Consider the following 14,417-nt stretch of genomic DNA (forward strand, 5'->3'; position numbering starts at 1 on the left):
GGCCCCGCCTCAGCCCCGCGGCGTCACCCGGTTGACGTGGCCCATCTTGCGGCCCGGCCGGACCTCGGCCTTGCCGTAAAGATGTAGCCCCGCGCGCGGGTCGCGCAGGATCTCCGGCAGGCGGTCCATGTCGTCGCCGATCAGGTTCTCCATCACCACGTCCGAATGTCGCGCCCCGTCGCCCAGGGGCCAGCCGGCGACGGCGCGGACATGCTGCTCGAACTGGTCGATGGCGCAGCCCGCCTGCGTCCAGTGGCCGGAATTATGCACCCGCGGCGCGATCTCGTTGACGATCAGCGCCTTGCGGGTCACGAACAGCTCCACCCCCATGACGCCGACGTAGCGCAGCTTGTTCAGGATCTGCCCCGCCAGCAGAACCGCGTCGGTGCGTTGCGCCACGCTGAGGCGCGCAGGCACCGTGGTGGTGCGCAGGATACCGCCCGCGTGCACGTTCTCGCCGGGATCGAAACAGGCGACGTCGCCGTCTGCGTTGCGCGCGGCGATCACCGACGCCTCGAAGCTGAAATCGATCACGCCTTCCAGGATCGCCGGCGCGCCCTGCATGGCCGCCAGCGCCTCTTCGGCCTGCATCGCCTTGTCGATCCGCACCTGCCCCTTGCCGTCATAGCCGAAGCGTCGCGTCTTGAGGATCGCGGGCAGGCCGATCTCGCCCACGGCCTCGGTCAGGTCGACCGCGTCATCGACCGCCGCGAAGGGCGCGGTGGCCAGCCCAAGCTCCGACAGGAACGCCTTTTCGGTCAGCCGGTCCTGACTGACCTTCAGGGCGCGCCGCCCCGGGCGCACGGGCACCAGCGGCTCCAGCACGTCAAGCGCTGCGGGCGGGATGTTCTCGAACTCGTAGGTGACGACATCGACGGCCCCGGCAAAGCGCCGCAGCGCGTCTTCATCGCAATAATCGGCCTTGAAATGGAAGTTCGCGACGTGGCTCGCCGGGCAATCGCCGCCCGGCTCGAAGATGCAGGTCTTGAACCCGAGACGGCTGGCCGCGACGGCCAGCATGCGGCCCAGCTGACCGCCGCCGAGGATGCCGAGGGTCGCGCCTAATGGCAGGGGATCAGTCATCGATGGGCTCTTCGGGGATGGAGGCCGAAAGGGCGGCGCGCCAGTCGTCCAGCCGCGCGGCGAGACCGGCGTCGGAATTGGCAAGGATGGCGGCGGCCATCAGCCCGGCATTGGCGGCCCCCGCGGCCCCGATCGCCATGGTGGCGACGGGATAACCGCGCGGCATCTGCACGATCGAATAAAGACTGTCGAGGCCCGCCAGCGCCCGGGTCTGGACCGGGACGCCGATCACCGGCAGGCGCGTTTTCGACGCCATCATGCCGGGCAGATGCGCGGCCCCGCCGGCGCCCGCGATGATCACCTCGAGCCCGCGCGCGACGGCGGTGCGGCCATAGTCCCAAAGCCGGTCCGGCGTGCGATGCGCCGACACGATGCTGGCCTCGAAGGCCACCTCCAGCTCGTCCAGAACCGCGGCCGCCTCGCGCATGGTGGCCCAGTCGGACTGGCTGCCCATGATGATGCCGATCTTCACGCCCGTCATGCCAACCCCCTTGTCATGGCGCGCGCCCTACACCGATCGGGCGGGGTCACGCAATGATATCCGGGTACAGCCGATCCTCGATCCGCGCGATCATGTCGCGCAGCCATAGCTTCTTCTTCTTGAGGCGTTGCAGGGTCAACTGATCGGCCGTGCCGCGCTCCTGCAGGGCGCGGATGGCGGCGTCGAGGTCGCCATGCTCGCGCCGGAACTCCTCGAGCTCGACGCGCAGCACCTCGTCGGTTTTCATAGAAAGATCGCGGTAAGCGTTCATGGCGCACGATTCGTTTCTAGTTCCGGGAGAGCGATGATAGGCGATCCGCCCGCCGGCGCAAAGCCCTTGCGGATTGCGCGGCATGTTCCCATATCGAAAGCAAAGGTCGCCATAACGGGGCCTTGCTACACGGACGGTCGCTTAACGCAAGGACATGTCGATGACAAAACTGACTCTGGGATCGCAGCCCTACATGCTGGGCTTCGAACAGCTCGAACGGATGCTGGAACGCAGCGCCAAGTCGGGCAATGACGGGTACCCGCCCTTCAACATCGAACAGACCTCGCCGAATTCCTACCGGATAACGCTGGCCGTGGCCGGCTTCGGCGAAGACGATCTGTCGATCACGGTCGAGGACCGGCAACTGGTCATCCGCGGGCGGCAGCTTGACGGCGACAGCGACCGCACCTACCTGCACCGCGGCATTGCCGCGCGACAGTTCCAGCGCTCCTTCGTGCTGGCAGACGGCGTCGAGGTGGGCGAGGCGATCATGGAAAACGGATTGCTGCACGTCGATCTGACCCGCGCACAACCCGAGCCCGTGGTGCAGAAAATCAGGATAAACAAGGGGTAAGCGATCATGGAGGAACGGTATAATTTCGGGCAAGAGCAGGAACGGGCAATCGTCTATGTCCGGCCAGTCGAAGTGGCGGACCTGCCCGAGGATCTGCGCGAGCAGGTCGGCGATCTGACGACGCTCTACGCGGTGCACAGCGCCGAGGGCGAACGCCTTGCGCTGGTGGAAAACCGCAGCCTCGCCTTTCAGGTGGCGCGGCAGAATAACATGGAACCGGTCACGGTTCACTGAAGGAAGTCAACCGCGCGGCGGCCACAGGCCGTACCGCGCGGTGACGGTTGCCACGCAGGCCAGATTGGCGGCGTGGCGTTGCAGCCCACCGATATCGGCGTCCTGCAACGCGTGTACATCCTCGAACGCCAGTCGCATCCCGGCGCGTGCGTCGTGCGCAAGGCGGATCGGGATGCCTTGTCGCGCAAGCTGCGCCGACAGCCAGATATCGTCGACCGCCCAGGCCTCGGGCGGCGCGGCGCATTCGGTCCCCGCAAGCCAGTCGGGCCGGATCGCGACACCGGCATAGCCCTGCGCGATGTCGCAAAGGGCGGGGTCGGCGGCGCGGTGGCTGCGGCGCTTCAGCCTGTGCACGTCAAATCCCGCGCCTGCCACGGCCGTGTCCGGGGTGCCGGCGCGCAACAGATGCCCCGCCCAGTCGGGCGGCATGATCCAGTCATCGTCGCAATAGATCAGCCGGTCGACCCGTCCGGCGAGCCGTCGAGCGGCCGGCAGCACCTTGGTCGCCGGCCCCTCGTCCTGCGCGACCCGCAACAACTCGACACATTGGGGCAGTTCAGGCACAGGCGCCGGATCGAAACGCGCAGGGCGCCGTGGCAGGCAGAGCATCACCCGCTCGGGCGCGGGGTCCTGCGCGAGCAGACTGCACAGAACCGACCCCAGCCTGTGATATCGCGGCGGGATCGAGGTGAGCGATATGGCATAGGCGACCATCGCCTTTCCTTTTCATACCCGGCATCCAGCCTTCGGGGCAAAAACCGCTGACACGTTTCAAGGCACCGGAAAACCCCGATCGCACCGATGGTTTCCTGTTTCTTGTCGCGCAAGCGATAATTGCCTTGCAGACGTATCATTAAACCTTCGGGCTCCGATAATGTAGGCGAAATACCAAATAAAACAGCCTGCTTCAATGAATGTTGATCGGTATTCTGCGACTGGTGATCATGGCCAAGTGTTCAATCTGCATATCTCATGCAACAGAAATCGACGCCGCCATGGTCCTTGACGGGGCATGGTCGAGCAACTAACGTCACCTTTCGCATTTTGATCGACGCAGGTTTGGAGAATTGAGTGTCATTAGTTGGATTGAGGCGCCTTTTCACGTCAAACAGGATTGGAAAGAGACTTCGAAATTGTCTGCCTTCAAGACATCTTTCCGAAAGCTCCTTCTCAAGGCCCGTCGAGCGTGTGATCTGGATATATTGGGCACAGGGATTGGACAATGCGCCGGACATCGTTCAATACTGCATCCGGAGTTGGCAGCGCCATAATCCAAGTTGGCAGGTGATTCTGCTGGATGACGGGATTATCCATGATTTCGTCGACATGTCGGATCTCGAGCCTGATATCAATAGAACAGCATATTCCGATATCCTGCGCTGCCGTCTGTTGCGGCAGCATGGAGGCGTTTGGACGGACGCGACCGTCCTTTGCTCCATGCCTCTGGATCATTGGCTGCATGCCTTAACTTACGGTGGATTCTTTGCTTATTCGTGGCCGGGTCGGGACCGTCCCATCGCAAGCTGGTTCTTGGCGTCGGTCAAAGATGGAGCAGTAATCACAAGACTCACCTCAGAGGTGGACGACTACTGGGCGAAGGGTCGCAGGATACCGTCGACTTACTACTGGCTTCACTTCCTGTTTCTTTATCTGACGATTGTTGATCGAAACTTTCGCAACCAGTGGAAGCGCATACCCCGGGTAGATGCTTTCGTCCCTCTCATTCTGGAGCGCCTGCTGCTCGGACGTATCGCTGGCGATTATCACGGCCCAATTCTTTCATCGCCGGTTCACAAACTCACTTGGAAAAAGTCGATTTCAGTCCGCCAGGTGGAAGAAAAAATAGCAGAAGCGCGACGCAGTTTGCAGAGCGGGCCCGACAATTATTAGTCACTAAAATGCCGGTATGAAAAACGGATCGTTTCAAGACGAGACATGGATTTCCCGGTCCAATTGCTCATGCCGGGTGACCGACCACGCGGCATGAGCGTTTTTAGCGTGATGCCCGTCTCAGCCCGCGATCAGGCCCATCGATTCGAGCTTCAGGATCACCTGGTGCGCACAGTTGTCGACATCGACATTCTCGGTTTCGACGCGCAGTTCGGGGTTCTCGGGCTCGTCATAGGGATCGGAAATCCCGGTGAATTCCTTGATCTTGCCCTCGCGCGCCAGCTTGTAGAGGCCCTTGCGGTCGCGGCGCTCGCATTCCTCGAGGCTGGTCGCGACATGCACCTCGACGAAGGCGCCGTAGCCCTCGATCTCTTCGCGCACCGCGCGGCGGGTGGCGGCATAGGGCGCGATCGGCGCGCAGATCGCGATGCCGCCATTCTTCGAGATCTCGCTGGCGACATAGCCGATGCGGCGGATGTTCAGGTCGCGGTGTTCCTTGGAAAAGCCCAGCTCGGACGAGAGGTTCTTGCGCACCACGTCCCCGTCCAGAAGCGTCACGGGGCGGCCGCCCATTTCCATCAGCTTGACCATCAGCGCGTTGGCGATGGTCGATTTGCCCGACCCCGACAGGCCGGTGAAGAACACCGTGAAACCCTGCTGGGCGCGCGGCGGCCTCGTGCGGCGCAATTCGGACACCACCTCGGGAAACGAGAACCAGTCGGGGATCTCCAGCCCCTCCTGCAGACGGCGGCGCAGCTCGGTCCCCGAGATGTTGAGGATGGTCACCTCGTCGCGATCCTCGATCTCGTCCACGGCCTCGTATTGCGCGCGCTCCTGCACGTAGACCATGTGTTTGAAATCGACCATCTCGATGCCGATCTCGTCCTTGTATTCGCGGAACAGGTCCTGCGCCTCGTAGGGGCCGTAGAAATCCTCGCCCTTGGAGTTCTTGCCGGGGCCGGCGTGATCGCGCCCGACGATGAAATGCGTGCAGCCGTGATTGCGGCGGATGATGCCGTGCCAGACCGCCTCGCGCGGGCCGGCCATGCGCATCGCGAGGTTCAGCAGGCTCATCGTGGTGGTCGACTGCGGGTACTTGTCGAGCACCGCCTCGTAGCAGCGCACGCGGGTGAAGTGATCGACATCGCCCGGCTTGGTCATGCCGACGACGGGATGGATCAGCAGGTTCGCCTGCGCCTCCTTGGCGGCGCGGAAGGTCAGCTCCTGATGCGCGCGGTGCAGCGGGTTGCGCGTCTGGAAGGCCACCACCCGGCGCCACCCGAGCTTGCGGAACAGCGCGCGCAGTTCGTTGGGCGTGTCGCGGCGGCCACGGAAATCGTAATGCACCGGTTGCTGGATGCCGGTCACCGGCCCGCCCAGATAGACCGGCCCGGCGGTGTGATGCAGGTAGTTGACCGCCGGGTGCGCGACATCGTCGGCGCCGAAGACCTGCGCTGCCTCCTTGGCCTTGTCGGGCGTCCAGCGATCGGTGACCGTCATGGTCCCCAGGATCACCCCCTCCTGGTCGCGCAGCGCGATGTCCTGCCCGATCTCGACGCTGTCGGCGAAGGCCTGGGTCACATCCAGCGTGATGGGCATCGGGAACAGCGTGCCGTCGCTCAGCCGCAGCGTGTCCACGACACTGGTATAGTCGGCCTCTGTCATGAACCCCTTGAGCGGGTTGAACCCGCCATTCATCAACAGTTCCAGATCGCAGATCTGGCGCCGGCTGAGATCCCAGCTGCTCAGCTCGCCGGCCTCGACCTTCAGCTTCTGGGCGCTTTCGTAAGAGACATATAGCTCGGGGACGGGGGCAAGGTTGGGCAGGTGCATCGGGATCCTCGGATGACTGGCTGAAAATGACGGTGTGGCGCAACGCGGCGCGATTGCCTGCGCCATAGCCCCGCTTCAGGGTCAAGTTCAAGCGCCCCCGACGCCGAACTGTCCGAGTGCGACCGATCGGGAACACCCCCGCCGGCCCGGACGGCGCGGGTTTAATCTGGATCAAGGCCCCGGCACGGGCGGCTGATATGCCGGTCCTGCCCCGGGGGCGTGACGCCCTGTCACCTCTGCCGCCGGTGCCGCCAGAAAAAAAAGGAGATGATGATGAGCCCGTTCAAGACCGCCATTCTTTCCGGCGCTTCGGTGCTGGCCCTCGGCCACGCCGCCGCCGCCCAGGACCTGCGCGAGCGCGCCCAGGAAATGTTCGCGCCGCTGCCCTCGACCCTGCCGGCGCTCAGCGACAACCAGATCACCGACGCCAAGATCGACCTCGGCAAGGCGCTGTTCTTCGATCCGCGGATGTCGGCCTCGGGGGTGTTCTCGTGCAACTCGTGCCACAACCTCGCGACGGGGGGCGACGACAACATGGAAACCTCGATCGGCCATGCCTGGCAGCGGGGCCCGCGAAACTCGCCCACCGTGCTGAACGCGGTGTTCAACGAGGCGCAGTTCTGGGACGGGCGCGCCGAGGACCTGGCCGAGCAGGCCAAGGGCCCGGTGCAGGCCGGGGTCGAGATGGCCAACACCCCCGAGAACGTCATCGCCACGCTGACCTCGATGCCGCAATACGTGGACTGGTTCGAGGCGTCGTTCCCCGATGTCGAAGACCCGGTGACCTTCGACAATTTCGCCAAGGCGATCGAGGCCTACGAGGCCACGCTGATCACCCCCGCGCCCTTCGACGCCTGGCTGAACGGCGATGACGGCGCATTGACCGACACCCAGAAGGAGGGGCTCGCGCTCTTCATGGACAAGGGGTGCGCGTCCTGCCACAGCGGCATCAACCTTGGCGGCAACGGCTACTACCCGTTCGGCCTGATCGAGAAGCCCGGCGCGGACGTTCTGCCAGAGGATGACCGCGGCCGCTACGAGGTGACCAAGACCGCCGACGATTCCTACGTGTTCCGCGCAGCCCCCTTGCGCAACATCGACCAGACCGCGCCCTATTTCCATTCCGGCAAGGTCTGGAGCCTGAATGTCGCGGTGCAGATCATGGGCCTGTCGCAACTCGGCGCGGAACTGAACGACACCGAGACCGACAAGATCGTGGCCTTCCTAGGATCGCTGACCGGCGAGGTCCCCGAGGTGGTCTACCCGGTCCTGCCCGCCGAGACCAGCGACACCCCCCGCCCCTCGGGCGAGATGCAGACGCAGTGACAGGTCTTGGGGGCGCGGAGCCACGCCTCGCGCCCGCAGTCCGAGGTTCGCCGGAAAATGCTCCCCGCTTTGCGCTATCGCGATACCACCTGCCGAGATGTGACGCCTGATATCATTTTGCGCCTCGATTTGAGCTATCATTTCGTAATCTTGCGCATATCGAGATCTTAACTTATCACGGATTTCATTGCTAATGAAATTGGTGATTGGCAACGCCCTTCCCTCCTTAGCAATTACGCGCAGATCACACACGGACGTGTTATAAAGAGGTCCAGGATCGTATCCATCTTCATACCAATCAACACTTTTCTCTGAGGCATTGCGCTTAGAGCCGAAGAATGAGTCAGTTTGTTCTAGATCGGTAATTTCTCTCATAACCTTATTGAGATGACTTAGCTTGATTGGCGTATAATTTAGTTCCCAAAGTGCTGACTTTTGTGGCGTTACATGTGGGTTCAATCTCGAAAAGTCATTGTATGTATATTCTACGAAAGATGTAAACGTTGCCTGTTCTGCTTCGCAACCGGTCAGCTCCTCGAAGTTTCTCTGGATGCCAGAAGCATATATATCGTCTATAAACTTGTTCTTGAATGTAGAAAGAAGTCTTTCCAGCGGGTCCCTGTAAACAAAGATGATGGCATCATAGCTGTCACCTTTCACAGTTTTGCTCCACGAATGACGAAAGTACTTCATATTTCCGTCAATGTGATTCCTGTTTTTAAGATCCATACTCATCAATTTCTTCAAAATATTTTTGGGATCGAGTAGATATTTAGGGTGTGTTTTTTGATTTATATAAGCTCTGAATGTAGAGCTCGCATTTTTTCGAATATAGGCATACAAAAGTTTTTTCCCTCCCATGGAGATCCGGTAGTGAGGAGCCGGGCAGCGAAACTCATGTTGATCGAATTTTGGAGCATATCTCATTGGTGAGTTCCCAGTTTCCTTTCCCAAGGTAGAGCCAGCCGTGTTGGATCAATAGATCCATAGCGAAGTTACAAAACATCCCCAAGAAGACTGACGTTTGCGCACACTGTCTCCTATCGGGGTCGGTTGATCAACCGGTTTACTTGCAATGCGGCGGCCGAATGCGACGAGTGTTCCTGAGTTCGAGAAGTTCCGTGAAACACAGTCTCCCGTCGCGAACCTCGTGCTTGGTCAACATTGCCATGAAAAGTACGCGTCGTTGAAGATTTATCTGATCGTCCGGGACGGCATTTAAAAAGCAAGCTACTTCCAGAATAGAGTTCTGAACTTTCGAAGCGGGTACTGTTTCATACAGTCTTTTAACCCGAAAGTTACAAAGCCATCGTCGGACGCCTCGCCCGGACGAACCCCCTACACCCACCACCGCCCCCGGTCATGGCGGGCGAGCCAGGCGCCGAGGCTGAAATGGTCACGGCGGATCAGCAGCACCAGCGCGATGAACGCCGCCAGCACCGCGAGGTCGATCACCTGGTTGCGGTTGACCGGAAAGCCGCTGTCGTTCAGCGCGAACGGGTCGAGGAACCCCTCCCAGCGGCGGCTGACGGTGAAGGCATGCATCACCAGCAGACCACCATAGCTGAGATACCGCAGCAGCCCGACTGCGGCCATCAGGCACAACGCGATCTGCACCCCGGCGATCGCGTAGACCTGCACCAGCCCCAGATCGAGACCGTCGAAATGCGCGGCGAGGGTCTGATACTGGCCGGGCGTGATCACCTTGTGCGCCGCCCAGAGGAAGATGAACCACGCCAGCCCCAGTCGCAGGATCAGCAGCGCCGCGCCGTCCAGCTTGTCCTGCGGCGTAAGCCGGTCTGTTTCGGTTATCATGCGCGTCGCCCCCGATCTGCCACGCACACGCGTACCCGCCGGCGCCGGTCCGCACAAATCACGGATCTGCGAGGGGCCCGGGTCAGGCGGTGCCGTCGTTCCACTCGTCCTCGGCCCATTCCTCGCGCTTGCGCCAGAAGCGCTTCCACCGCGCGCGGATCGCCCAGAACAGCACCGCCAGAACCGTCAGGAAGATGATGTTGAACCACGGGATGATCCGCACATCCGGCCCCGAGACCGGGGTGATCGAGACCGCGTTGGGATAGATCGACAGGAACTCGTTGCGCCAGCCATAGTGCAGAACGTCGACCCACCGCGCCGTCTCGCCGCTTGCGTTCATCTTGGCGTCCGAGGCCTGGGCCTGAAGGTTCGAGGTGTCGAATTTGAAATAGGGCGGCCAGCCCCAGCCGGTATCCTCGTTGCGATAGACCATCGGCTGCTCGTCGTTCAGAAAGCTCTGGATGAAGAACACGTCGCGGCCCGTCGACTGCGTGTTGTCGCCGGTGTCGGCATTCGACCAGAACAGGGCGTTGTCGCCCGGCTCGATCCGCCGTTCGTAGGTGTCGGTGATCCGCACGATGTCGTGATCCGGCAGCGTGTAGTGCAGGAACGCCAGCAGCACGATCCAGAACACCCCCCAGAAGCCCCATTTGAGATAAAACATGCGCAGCCCCTTCAAGTGTAATTCGTGACATAGACGATGACGATCACTGCCGTGACCGGCACGATGTAGACCAGCCAGATCAGCCGGCGGCGCAGGGAGTGCTCGTATTGCTCCATCCCGGCCTCGACATAGGCTTCTCGGGTGCCGGGACGGCCGGCGGCCTCCCAGTCGCGCTCCATCCGGCGGCGGCGTTCGGCGCGGAAATACCATGACAGCCCGAAATAGACGATCGTCAGAAAGATCAGCCCGAAGATCAGCAATCGCAACAATGCCAGCATGGCGCAGCTCCCCGGTTTTGCCTGCAGGCTTGCAATACACGGGACGGTGCGTAGACTCCAGTGCGGAAAGGGACGTCTGCGCGCGGCCGCGCCTGTCGCAGGCGCGCCACGATCGCAGATCACCGGACAGGACCGGACAAACCAGGGAGATACCGATGTGTGACGCCTGCATCATCAACGCGGTCAAGGACAGGATGCTGTCGCGCCGCGCACTTTTCACCGCCGCCGCCGGCGCGGGTGCGGCCGCGATGCTGCCGCCTTTCGGTGGCTCGCCCGCCATGGCGCAGGGGCATGCCCGCGTCGAGGACCTCACCCATGCCTACGGCCCCGATTTCCCCACCTATTTCGGCGAACCGGGAATCGCGACCGAGCAAAGCTTCAACTTCGCCGATCACGGCTTCAACGTGCTGACCCTGACGGTCAACGAGCATACCGGCACGCATGTCGACGCGCCGCTGCATTTCTCGGCCGATGGCGCCTCGGTCGACGAGATCCCGGTGGGCGATCTCGTGGCACCGCTTTGCGTGGTCGATATCGCCGCGCGCGCCGCCGAGGATGCCGATACGCTGCTCACCCCCGACGATCTACGCGCCTGGACCGATGTACACGGGCCGATTCCCGATGGCGCCTGCGTGGCGCTTTATTCCGGCTGGGGCGCTAAGGTCGACCGTGAGGCGTTTCGCGGCTTCGACGGCGAGAAACAGCACTACCCGGGCTTTCACGTCGAGGCCGCGCAGATGCTGATCGAGGAGACCGGCGCGCGCTCGATCGCCTCGGACACGCTGTCGCTCGATCACGGGGCCTCGACCGATTTCGCGACGCATTACGCGTGGCTGCCCACCGGGCGCTTCGGGATCGAGTGCATGGCGAACCTCGACCGCGTTCCGGCCTCGGGCGCGACCGTGGTCGTGGGCGCGCCCAAGCATCGCGGCGGCTCGGGCGGCCCGGCCCGGATCTTCGCGCTGGTCTAGACGCGGGGTACCTGCGGCAGGGGCGGGCGGCACACGCCGCCAAGCCCTCTACCTTGTGCTATGCGGCCCGGTCCGTGCAACTCAGTTGTTCCAGTTGGCGATAAGATTGTACCCGGAGGCTTTGGGCGGAGCGGCCAGATGGTCGCCGAACTGGCTCCAGATTTCGGCCACCGTCGGCGCATTGGCCTCCGAGACAGCCTCGCTTTCCACGACCGAGATCACGAGGCCGCTGCCATCGTCGTTGATCACATTGATGAAATTATGCACCCCCGGCATGGACATGATCCGCTCCTTGAGTGAGTGCAGAAGTTCGGTTGCCGCCGCGATCGACTCTGGCTTCATCTGATATTCCGTGACCCGTGCAAACATAATTCTATCCTCCCACGATGATTAAGGCCGCTATCCCGTGACACCGGCCGCCGGAGCTTAGCACGATGCGCCCGGTCCACCTAGCTGAACCACGGTTGCAGGGACACGGGCAGAATGACGATACTGTAGGTGGCAATCCCGCGATGATCCTCGAATGACACCCCTTCCTCGCCCCGTCACAGGCTGGTTCGCCGCGCGCGGCTGGCGGTTGCACCCGCATCAGGTCGACATGCTGGCCCATGCCGAGGACCCCGCGACTTTACTGATCGCGCCCACCGGGGGCGGCAAGACGCTGGCGGGGTTCCTGCCGACGCTCGCTGATCTGGCCGAGAACGACCATGCCGGGCTGCACACCCTCTACATCTCGCCGCTCAAGGCGCTGGCCGCGGATATTCGCCGCAACCTGACCGCGCCGGTCGCCGAGATGGGGCTCGATCTGCGGATCGAGGACCGCACCGGCGATACCTCGGCCCATGTCAAGCGCCGCCAGCGCGCCGACCCGCCGCACATCCTGCTGACCACGCCCGAAAGCCTTGCGCTGATGACCTCTTACGAGGACGCGCCGCGGATCTTCCGGGGTCTGAAGCGCGTCGTCGTGGACGAGATCCACGCGCTGGCCGAATCGAAACGCGGCGACCAGCTGATGCTGGCGATCGGACGGTTGCAGGCGATCTGCCCCGGTCTGCGCCGCGTCGGGCTGTCGGCCACGGTCGAGGATCCGCCGGCGCTGGCACGGTTCCTCGGGCAGGCGGGGCAGGCCCCCACGGTCCTCGACGCCGATCCCGGCCCGGACCCGGATATCGCCATGCTGGAAACGGACCACGCGCCGCCGTGGGCCGGGGGCGGGGCGGCCTACGCGATCCCCGCGGTGCTCGACCAGGTGCGGCGCCACCGCACCACGCTGATCTTTCACAACACCCGCGCGCAGGCCGAGATCTTCTTTCACAACCTGTGGCTGGCCAACGCCGACGCGCTGCCCATCGGCATCCATCACGGCAGCCTCGATCGCGAGCAGCGGATGCGGGTCGAGGCGGCGATGGTGGCGGGCGATCTGCGCGCCATCGTCTGCACCGGCAGCCTCGATCTTGGGCTCGACTGGGGCGACGTGGATCTCGTGATCCAGGTGGGCGCGCCGAAAAACGTCAAGCGCCTCGTGCAGCGCATCGGGCGCGCCAATCACCGCTACAACGCGCCCTCCAAGGCGCTGCTGGTGCCCGCCAACCGCTTCGAAGTGGTCGAATGTCAGGCCGCGCTTCAGGCCGTCAAGGACCGCGACCTCGACGGCGCGCCGCGCGGGGACGGTCCGCGTGACGTGCTCTGCCAGCATATCCTCATCCGCGCCTGCGCCGGGCCGTTCGCGGCGGAGGATCTCTACACCGAAGTGTCCTCGACCGGGGCCTATGCCACGCTGACCCGCGACCAGTTCGACGCCTGCCTCGATTTCTGCGCCACGGGGGGCTACGCGCTGCGCGCCTATGACCGCTGGCAGCGGCTGAAACAGCGCCCCGACGGGCTTTGGCAGTTGCGCGATCCGCGCAGCGCGCGCCTCATCCGGATGAATATCGGGACGATCCAGGACACCGACACGCTGAAGGTGCGGATGAAGCGCGGCCGCGGCGGCACGCCTCTGGGCGAGATCGAGGAAGGCTTCGCCGCCACGCTCACGCCGGGTGACACCTTCCTGATGGGGGGACAGATCGTGCGTTTTGAGTCGTTGCGCGAAATGGTGGTCGAGGTCAGCCGCGATCCCGGCCGCACGCCCAAGATCGCCACCTTCATGGGCACCAAGTTCGCCAATTCCACGCAGCTTTCCGACCGGATCCTGACGATCCTCAACCAGCCCGACTGGCCCGACCTTCCGCCAAATATCCGCGACTGGCTGCACCTGCAGCGCGAACTGTCGCAGATGCCGCAGGCCGGACGGCTTCTGGTCGAAAGCTTCCCGCACGAGGGGCGCGAGCATGTTTGCGTCTACGGCTTTGCCGGGCGCAACGCGATGCAGACCCTCGGCCTGCTGGTCACCAAGCGGATGGAGGAAGAGGGCCTCGCCCCTCTCGGCTTCGTGGCCACCGATTACGCCACGCTTATCTGGGGGCTCGAGCCGCTGACCGATGCCGCCCCTCTTTTCGAGCCCGCGGCGCTGCGCGACGGGCTCGATCAATGGCTGATGTCGAACGCGGTGATGAAACGCACCTTCCGCGCCTCGGCGACCATCGCCGGGCTGATCCAGCGCAACACGCCCGCGGCGCGCAAATCCGGCCGGCAGGCGACGTTTTCCTCGGACATCCTCTACGACACGCTGGTGAAATACGACCCCGACCACCTGCTGCTGGACATCACCCGCGCCGAGGCGATGCGCGGGCTGGTGGATTTCGGCCGGATCGAGGAGATGCTGGAACGGGTCGCAGGCCGCATCACCCTGCGCCGGCTGCCCCGCGTCAGCCCGCTCGCCGCGCCGCTTTTCCTCGAAGCCGGCCGCATGCCGGTCGAGGGCGCGGCGCAAGAGCGTCTCCTGGCCGAGGAAAGCGTCCGGCTGATGCAGGCCGCGGGGCTCGACACGATCGACGCGGGCATTACCGCCGAAGGCTGAGACAGAGACGCAGGACCCGGACCGGGCTTGCAGGCCTT

At 63.4% G+C, this 14,417-nt stretch carries 16 protein-coding genes; 6 read left to right on the plus strand and 10 right to left on the minus strand.

The genetic code is table 11. The features are described from left to right. Window positions 1-9: 9 nt before the first annotated feature. The 3 genes from V8324_RS02665 to V8324_RS02675 are packed head-to-tail and all read right to left on the minus strand — an operon-like array spanning window position 10 to window position 1,835. Window positions 10-1,083, minus strand: a complete 1,074-nt coding sequence (locus V8324_RS02665; protein WP_336418365.1) for a 5-(carboxyamino)imidazole ribonucleotide synthase — start codon at window positions 1,081-1,083, stop codon at window positions 10-12. After that, complete coding sequence (gene purE / locus V8324_RS02670) at window positions 1,076-1,564, minus strand: 5-(carboxyamino)imidazole ribonucleotide mutase (protein ID WP_336418366.1); 489 nt, start codon at window positions 1,562-1,564, stop codon at window positions 1,076-1,078. The genes V8324_RS02665 and purE overlap by 8 nt, the downstream gene beginning before the upstream one ends. A gap of 46 nt (window positions 1,565-1,610) precedes the next feature. After that, window positions 1,611-1,835 carry a YdcH family protein gene (locus V8324_RS02675; RefSeq protein ID WP_336418411.1) on the minus strand — a complete coding sequence of 75 codons (225 nt, stop codon included), beginning with the start codon at window positions 1,833-1,835 and terminating at the stop codon, window positions 1,611-1,613. Between the two features lie 160 nt (window positions 1,836-1,995). Between V8324_RS02675 and V8324_RS02680 the strand changes: the two genes are divergently transcribed. Further along, on the plus strand, window positions 1,996-2,409 hold the full coding sequence (locus V8324_RS02680) for an Hsp20 family protein (protein ID WP_336418367.1): 414 nt from the start codon (window positions 1,996-1,998) through the stop codon (window positions 2,407-2,409). A 6-nt stretch (window positions 2,410-2,415) separates the two neighbouring features. Then, window positions 2,416-2,643 carry a DUF1150 family protein gene (locus tag V8324_RS02685; RefSeq protein ID WP_336418368.1) on the plus strand — a complete coding sequence of 76 codons (228 nt, stop codon included), beginning with the start codon at window positions 2,416-2,418 and terminating at the stop codon, window positions 2,641-2,643. A gap of 6 nt (window positions 2,644-2,649) precedes the next feature. Here V8324_RS02685 and V8324_RS02690 read toward each other — a convergent pair whose 3' ends face one another. Continuing rightward, entirely contained in the window at window positions 2,650-3,357 is a 708-nt protein-coding gene (locus tag V8324_RS02690) for a hypothetical protein (RefSeq protein ID WP_336418369.1), read from the minus strand. Between the two features lie 357 nt (window positions 3,358-3,714). On the opposite strand from V8324_RS02690, the gene V8324_RS02695 reads away from it, so the two are divergent. Continuing rightward, window positions 3,715-4,533, plus strand: a complete 819-nt coding sequence (locus V8324_RS02695) for a capsular polysaccharide synthesis protein (RefSeq protein WP_336418370.1) — start codon at window positions 3,715-3,717, stop codon at window positions 4,531-4,533. 120 nt (window positions 4,534-4,653) lie between these two features. Here the strand turns inward: V8324_RS02695 and V8324_RS02700 are convergent, their stop codons facing one another. Further along, entirely contained in the window at window positions 4,654-6,366 is a 1,713-nt protein-coding gene (locus V8324_RS02700; protein WP_336418371.1) for a bifunctional sulfate adenylyltransferase/adenylylsulfate kinase, read from the minus strand. Window positions 6,367-6,639: 273 nt separating this feature from the next. Between V8324_RS02700 and V8324_RS02705 the strand changes: the two genes are divergently transcribed. Next, entirely contained in the window at window positions 6,640-7,692 is a 1,053-nt protein-coding gene (locus tag V8324_RS02705) for a cytochrome-c peroxidase (RefSeq protein WP_336418372.1), read from the plus strand. Here V8324_RS02705 and V8324_RS02710 read toward each other — a convergent pair. The 4 genes from V8324_RS02710 to V8324_RS02725 form a co-directional block, all read right to left on the minus strand. Next, the gene (locus V8324_RS02710; protein WP_336418373.1) at window positions 7,591-8,619 is read right to left on the minus strand and encodes a sulfotransferase family 2 domain-containing protein; all 1,029 of its coding nucleotides are present in this window, start codon (window positions 8,617-8,619) and stop codon (window positions 7,591-7,593) included. The genes V8324_RS02705 and V8324_RS02710 overlap by 102 nt on opposite strands. Before the next feature lie 411 nt (window positions 8,620-9,030). Beyond that, complete coding sequence (locus V8324_RS02715) at window positions 9,031-9,507, minus strand: hypothetical protein (protein ID WP_336418374.1); 477 nt, start codon at window positions 9,505-9,507, stop codon at window positions 9,031-9,033. Between the two features lie 82 nt (window positions 9,508-9,589). After that, window positions 9,590-10,171 carry a DUF1523 family protein gene (locus V8324_RS02720; RefSeq protein WP_336418375.1) on the minus strand — a complete coding sequence of 194 codons (582 nt, stop codon included), beginning with the start codon at window positions 10,169-10,171 and terminating at the stop codon, window positions 9,590-9,592. Window positions 10,172-10,182: 11 nt separating this feature from the next. Continuing rightward, window positions 10,183-10,449, minus strand: coding sequence for a hypothetical protein (locus V8324_RS02725; RefSeq protein ID WP_336418376.1), 267 nt, complete (start codon window positions 10,447-10,449; stop codon window positions 10,183-10,185). 155 nt (window positions 10,450-10,604) lie between these two features. Between V8324_RS02725 and V8324_RS02730 the strand changes: the two genes are divergently transcribed. After that, complete coding sequence (locus tag V8324_RS02730; protein ID WP_336418377.1) at window positions 10,605-11,420, plus strand: cyclase family protein; 816 nt, start codon at window positions 10,605-10,607, stop codon at window positions 11,418-11,420. Between the two features lie 81 nt (window positions 11,421-11,501). On the opposite strand, the gene V8324_RS02735 is transcribed toward V8324_RS02730, so the two are convergent. Next, window positions 11,502-11,789 carry a hypothetical protein gene (locus V8324_RS02735; RefSeq protein WP_336418378.1) on the minus strand — a complete coding sequence of 96 codons (288 nt, stop codon included), beginning with the start codon at window positions 11,787-11,789 and terminating at the stop codon, window positions 11,502-11,504. 154 nt (window positions 11,790-11,943) lie between these two features. Here V8324_RS02735 and V8324_RS02740 point away from each other — a divergent pair, with 154 nt between their 5' ends. Continuing rightward, window positions 11,944-14,379, plus strand: a complete 2,436-nt coding sequence (locus V8324_RS02740; RefSeq protein ID WP_336418379.1) for a ligase-associated DNA damage response DEXH box helicase — start codon at window positions 11,944-11,946, stop codon at window positions 14,377-14,379. The last annotated feature ends 38 nt before the right edge of the window (window positions 14,380-14,417 follow it).

Origin of the sequence: Roseovarius sp. D22-M7 (assembly GCF_037083785.1) — a bacterium.
Taxonomy (GTDB): domain Bacteria; phylum Pseudomonadota; class Alphaproteobacteria; order Rhodobacterales; family Rhodobacteraceae; genus Roseovarius.

Excerpts from the sequence above, each read along its gene's own strand:
- V8324_RS02700 (WP_336418371.1), bottom strand. The coding sequence starts at position 6,366 with ATGCACCTGCCCAACCTTGCCCCCGTCCCCGAGCTATATGTCTCTTAC.
- V8324_RS02720 (WP_336418375.1), bottom strand. The coding sequence starts at position 10,171 with ATGTTTTATCTCAAATGGGGCTTCTGGGGGGTGTTCTGGATCGTGCTG.
- V8324_RS02740 (WP_336418379.1), top strand. The coding sequence starts at position 11,944 with ATGACACCCCTTCCTCGCCCCGTCACAGGCTGGTTCGCCGCGCGCGGC.
- V8324_RS02735 (WP_336418378.1), bottom strand. The coding sequence starts at position 11,789 with ATGTTTGCACGGGTCACGGAATATCAGATGAAGCCAGAGTCGATCGCG.
- purE (WP_336418366.1), bottom strand. The coding sequence starts at position 1,564 with ATGACGGGCGTGAAGATCGGCATCATCATGGGCAGCCAGTCCGACTGG.
- V8324_RS02715 (WP_336418374.1), bottom strand. The coding sequence starts at position 9,507 with ATGATAACCGAAACAGACCGGCTTACGCCGCAGGACAAGCTGGACGGC.
- V8324_RS02705 (WP_336418372.1), top strand. The coding sequence starts at position 6,640 with ATGAGCCCGTTCAAGACCGCCATTCTTTCCGGCGCTTCGGTGCTGGCC.
- V8324_RS02690 (WP_336418369.1), bottom strand. The coding sequence starts at position 3,357 with ATGGTCGCCTATGCCATATCGCTCACCTCGATCCCGCCGCGATATCAC.
- V8324_RS02665 (WP_336418365.1), bottom strand. The coding sequence starts at position 1,083 with ATGACTGATCCCCTGCCATTAGGCGCGACCCTCGGCATCCTCGGCGGC.
- V8324_RS02730 (WP_336418377.1), top strand. The coding sequence starts at position 10,605 with ATGTGTGACGCCTGCATCATCAACGCGGTCAAGGACAGGATGCTGTCG.
- V8324_RS02725 (WP_336418376.1), bottom strand. The coding sequence starts at position 10,449 with ATGCTGGCATTGTTGCGATTGCTGATCTTCGGGCTGATCTTTCTGACG.
- V8324_RS02675 (WP_336418411.1), bottom strand. The coding sequence starts at position 1,835 with ATGAACGCTTACCGCGATCTTTCTATGAAAACCGACGAGGTGCTGCGC.
- V8324_RS02710 (WP_336418373.1), bottom strand. The coding sequence starts at position 8,619 with ATGAGATATGCTCCAAAATTCGATCAACATGAGTTTCGCTGCCCGGCT.
- V8324_RS02685 (WP_336418368.1), top strand. The coding sequence starts at position 2,416 with ATGGAGGAACGGTATAATTTCGGGCAAGAGCAGGAACGGGCAATCGTC.
- V8324_RS02680 (WP_336418367.1), top strand. The coding sequence starts at position 1,996 with ATGACAAAACTGACTCTGGGATCGCAGCCCTACATGCTGGGCTTCGAA.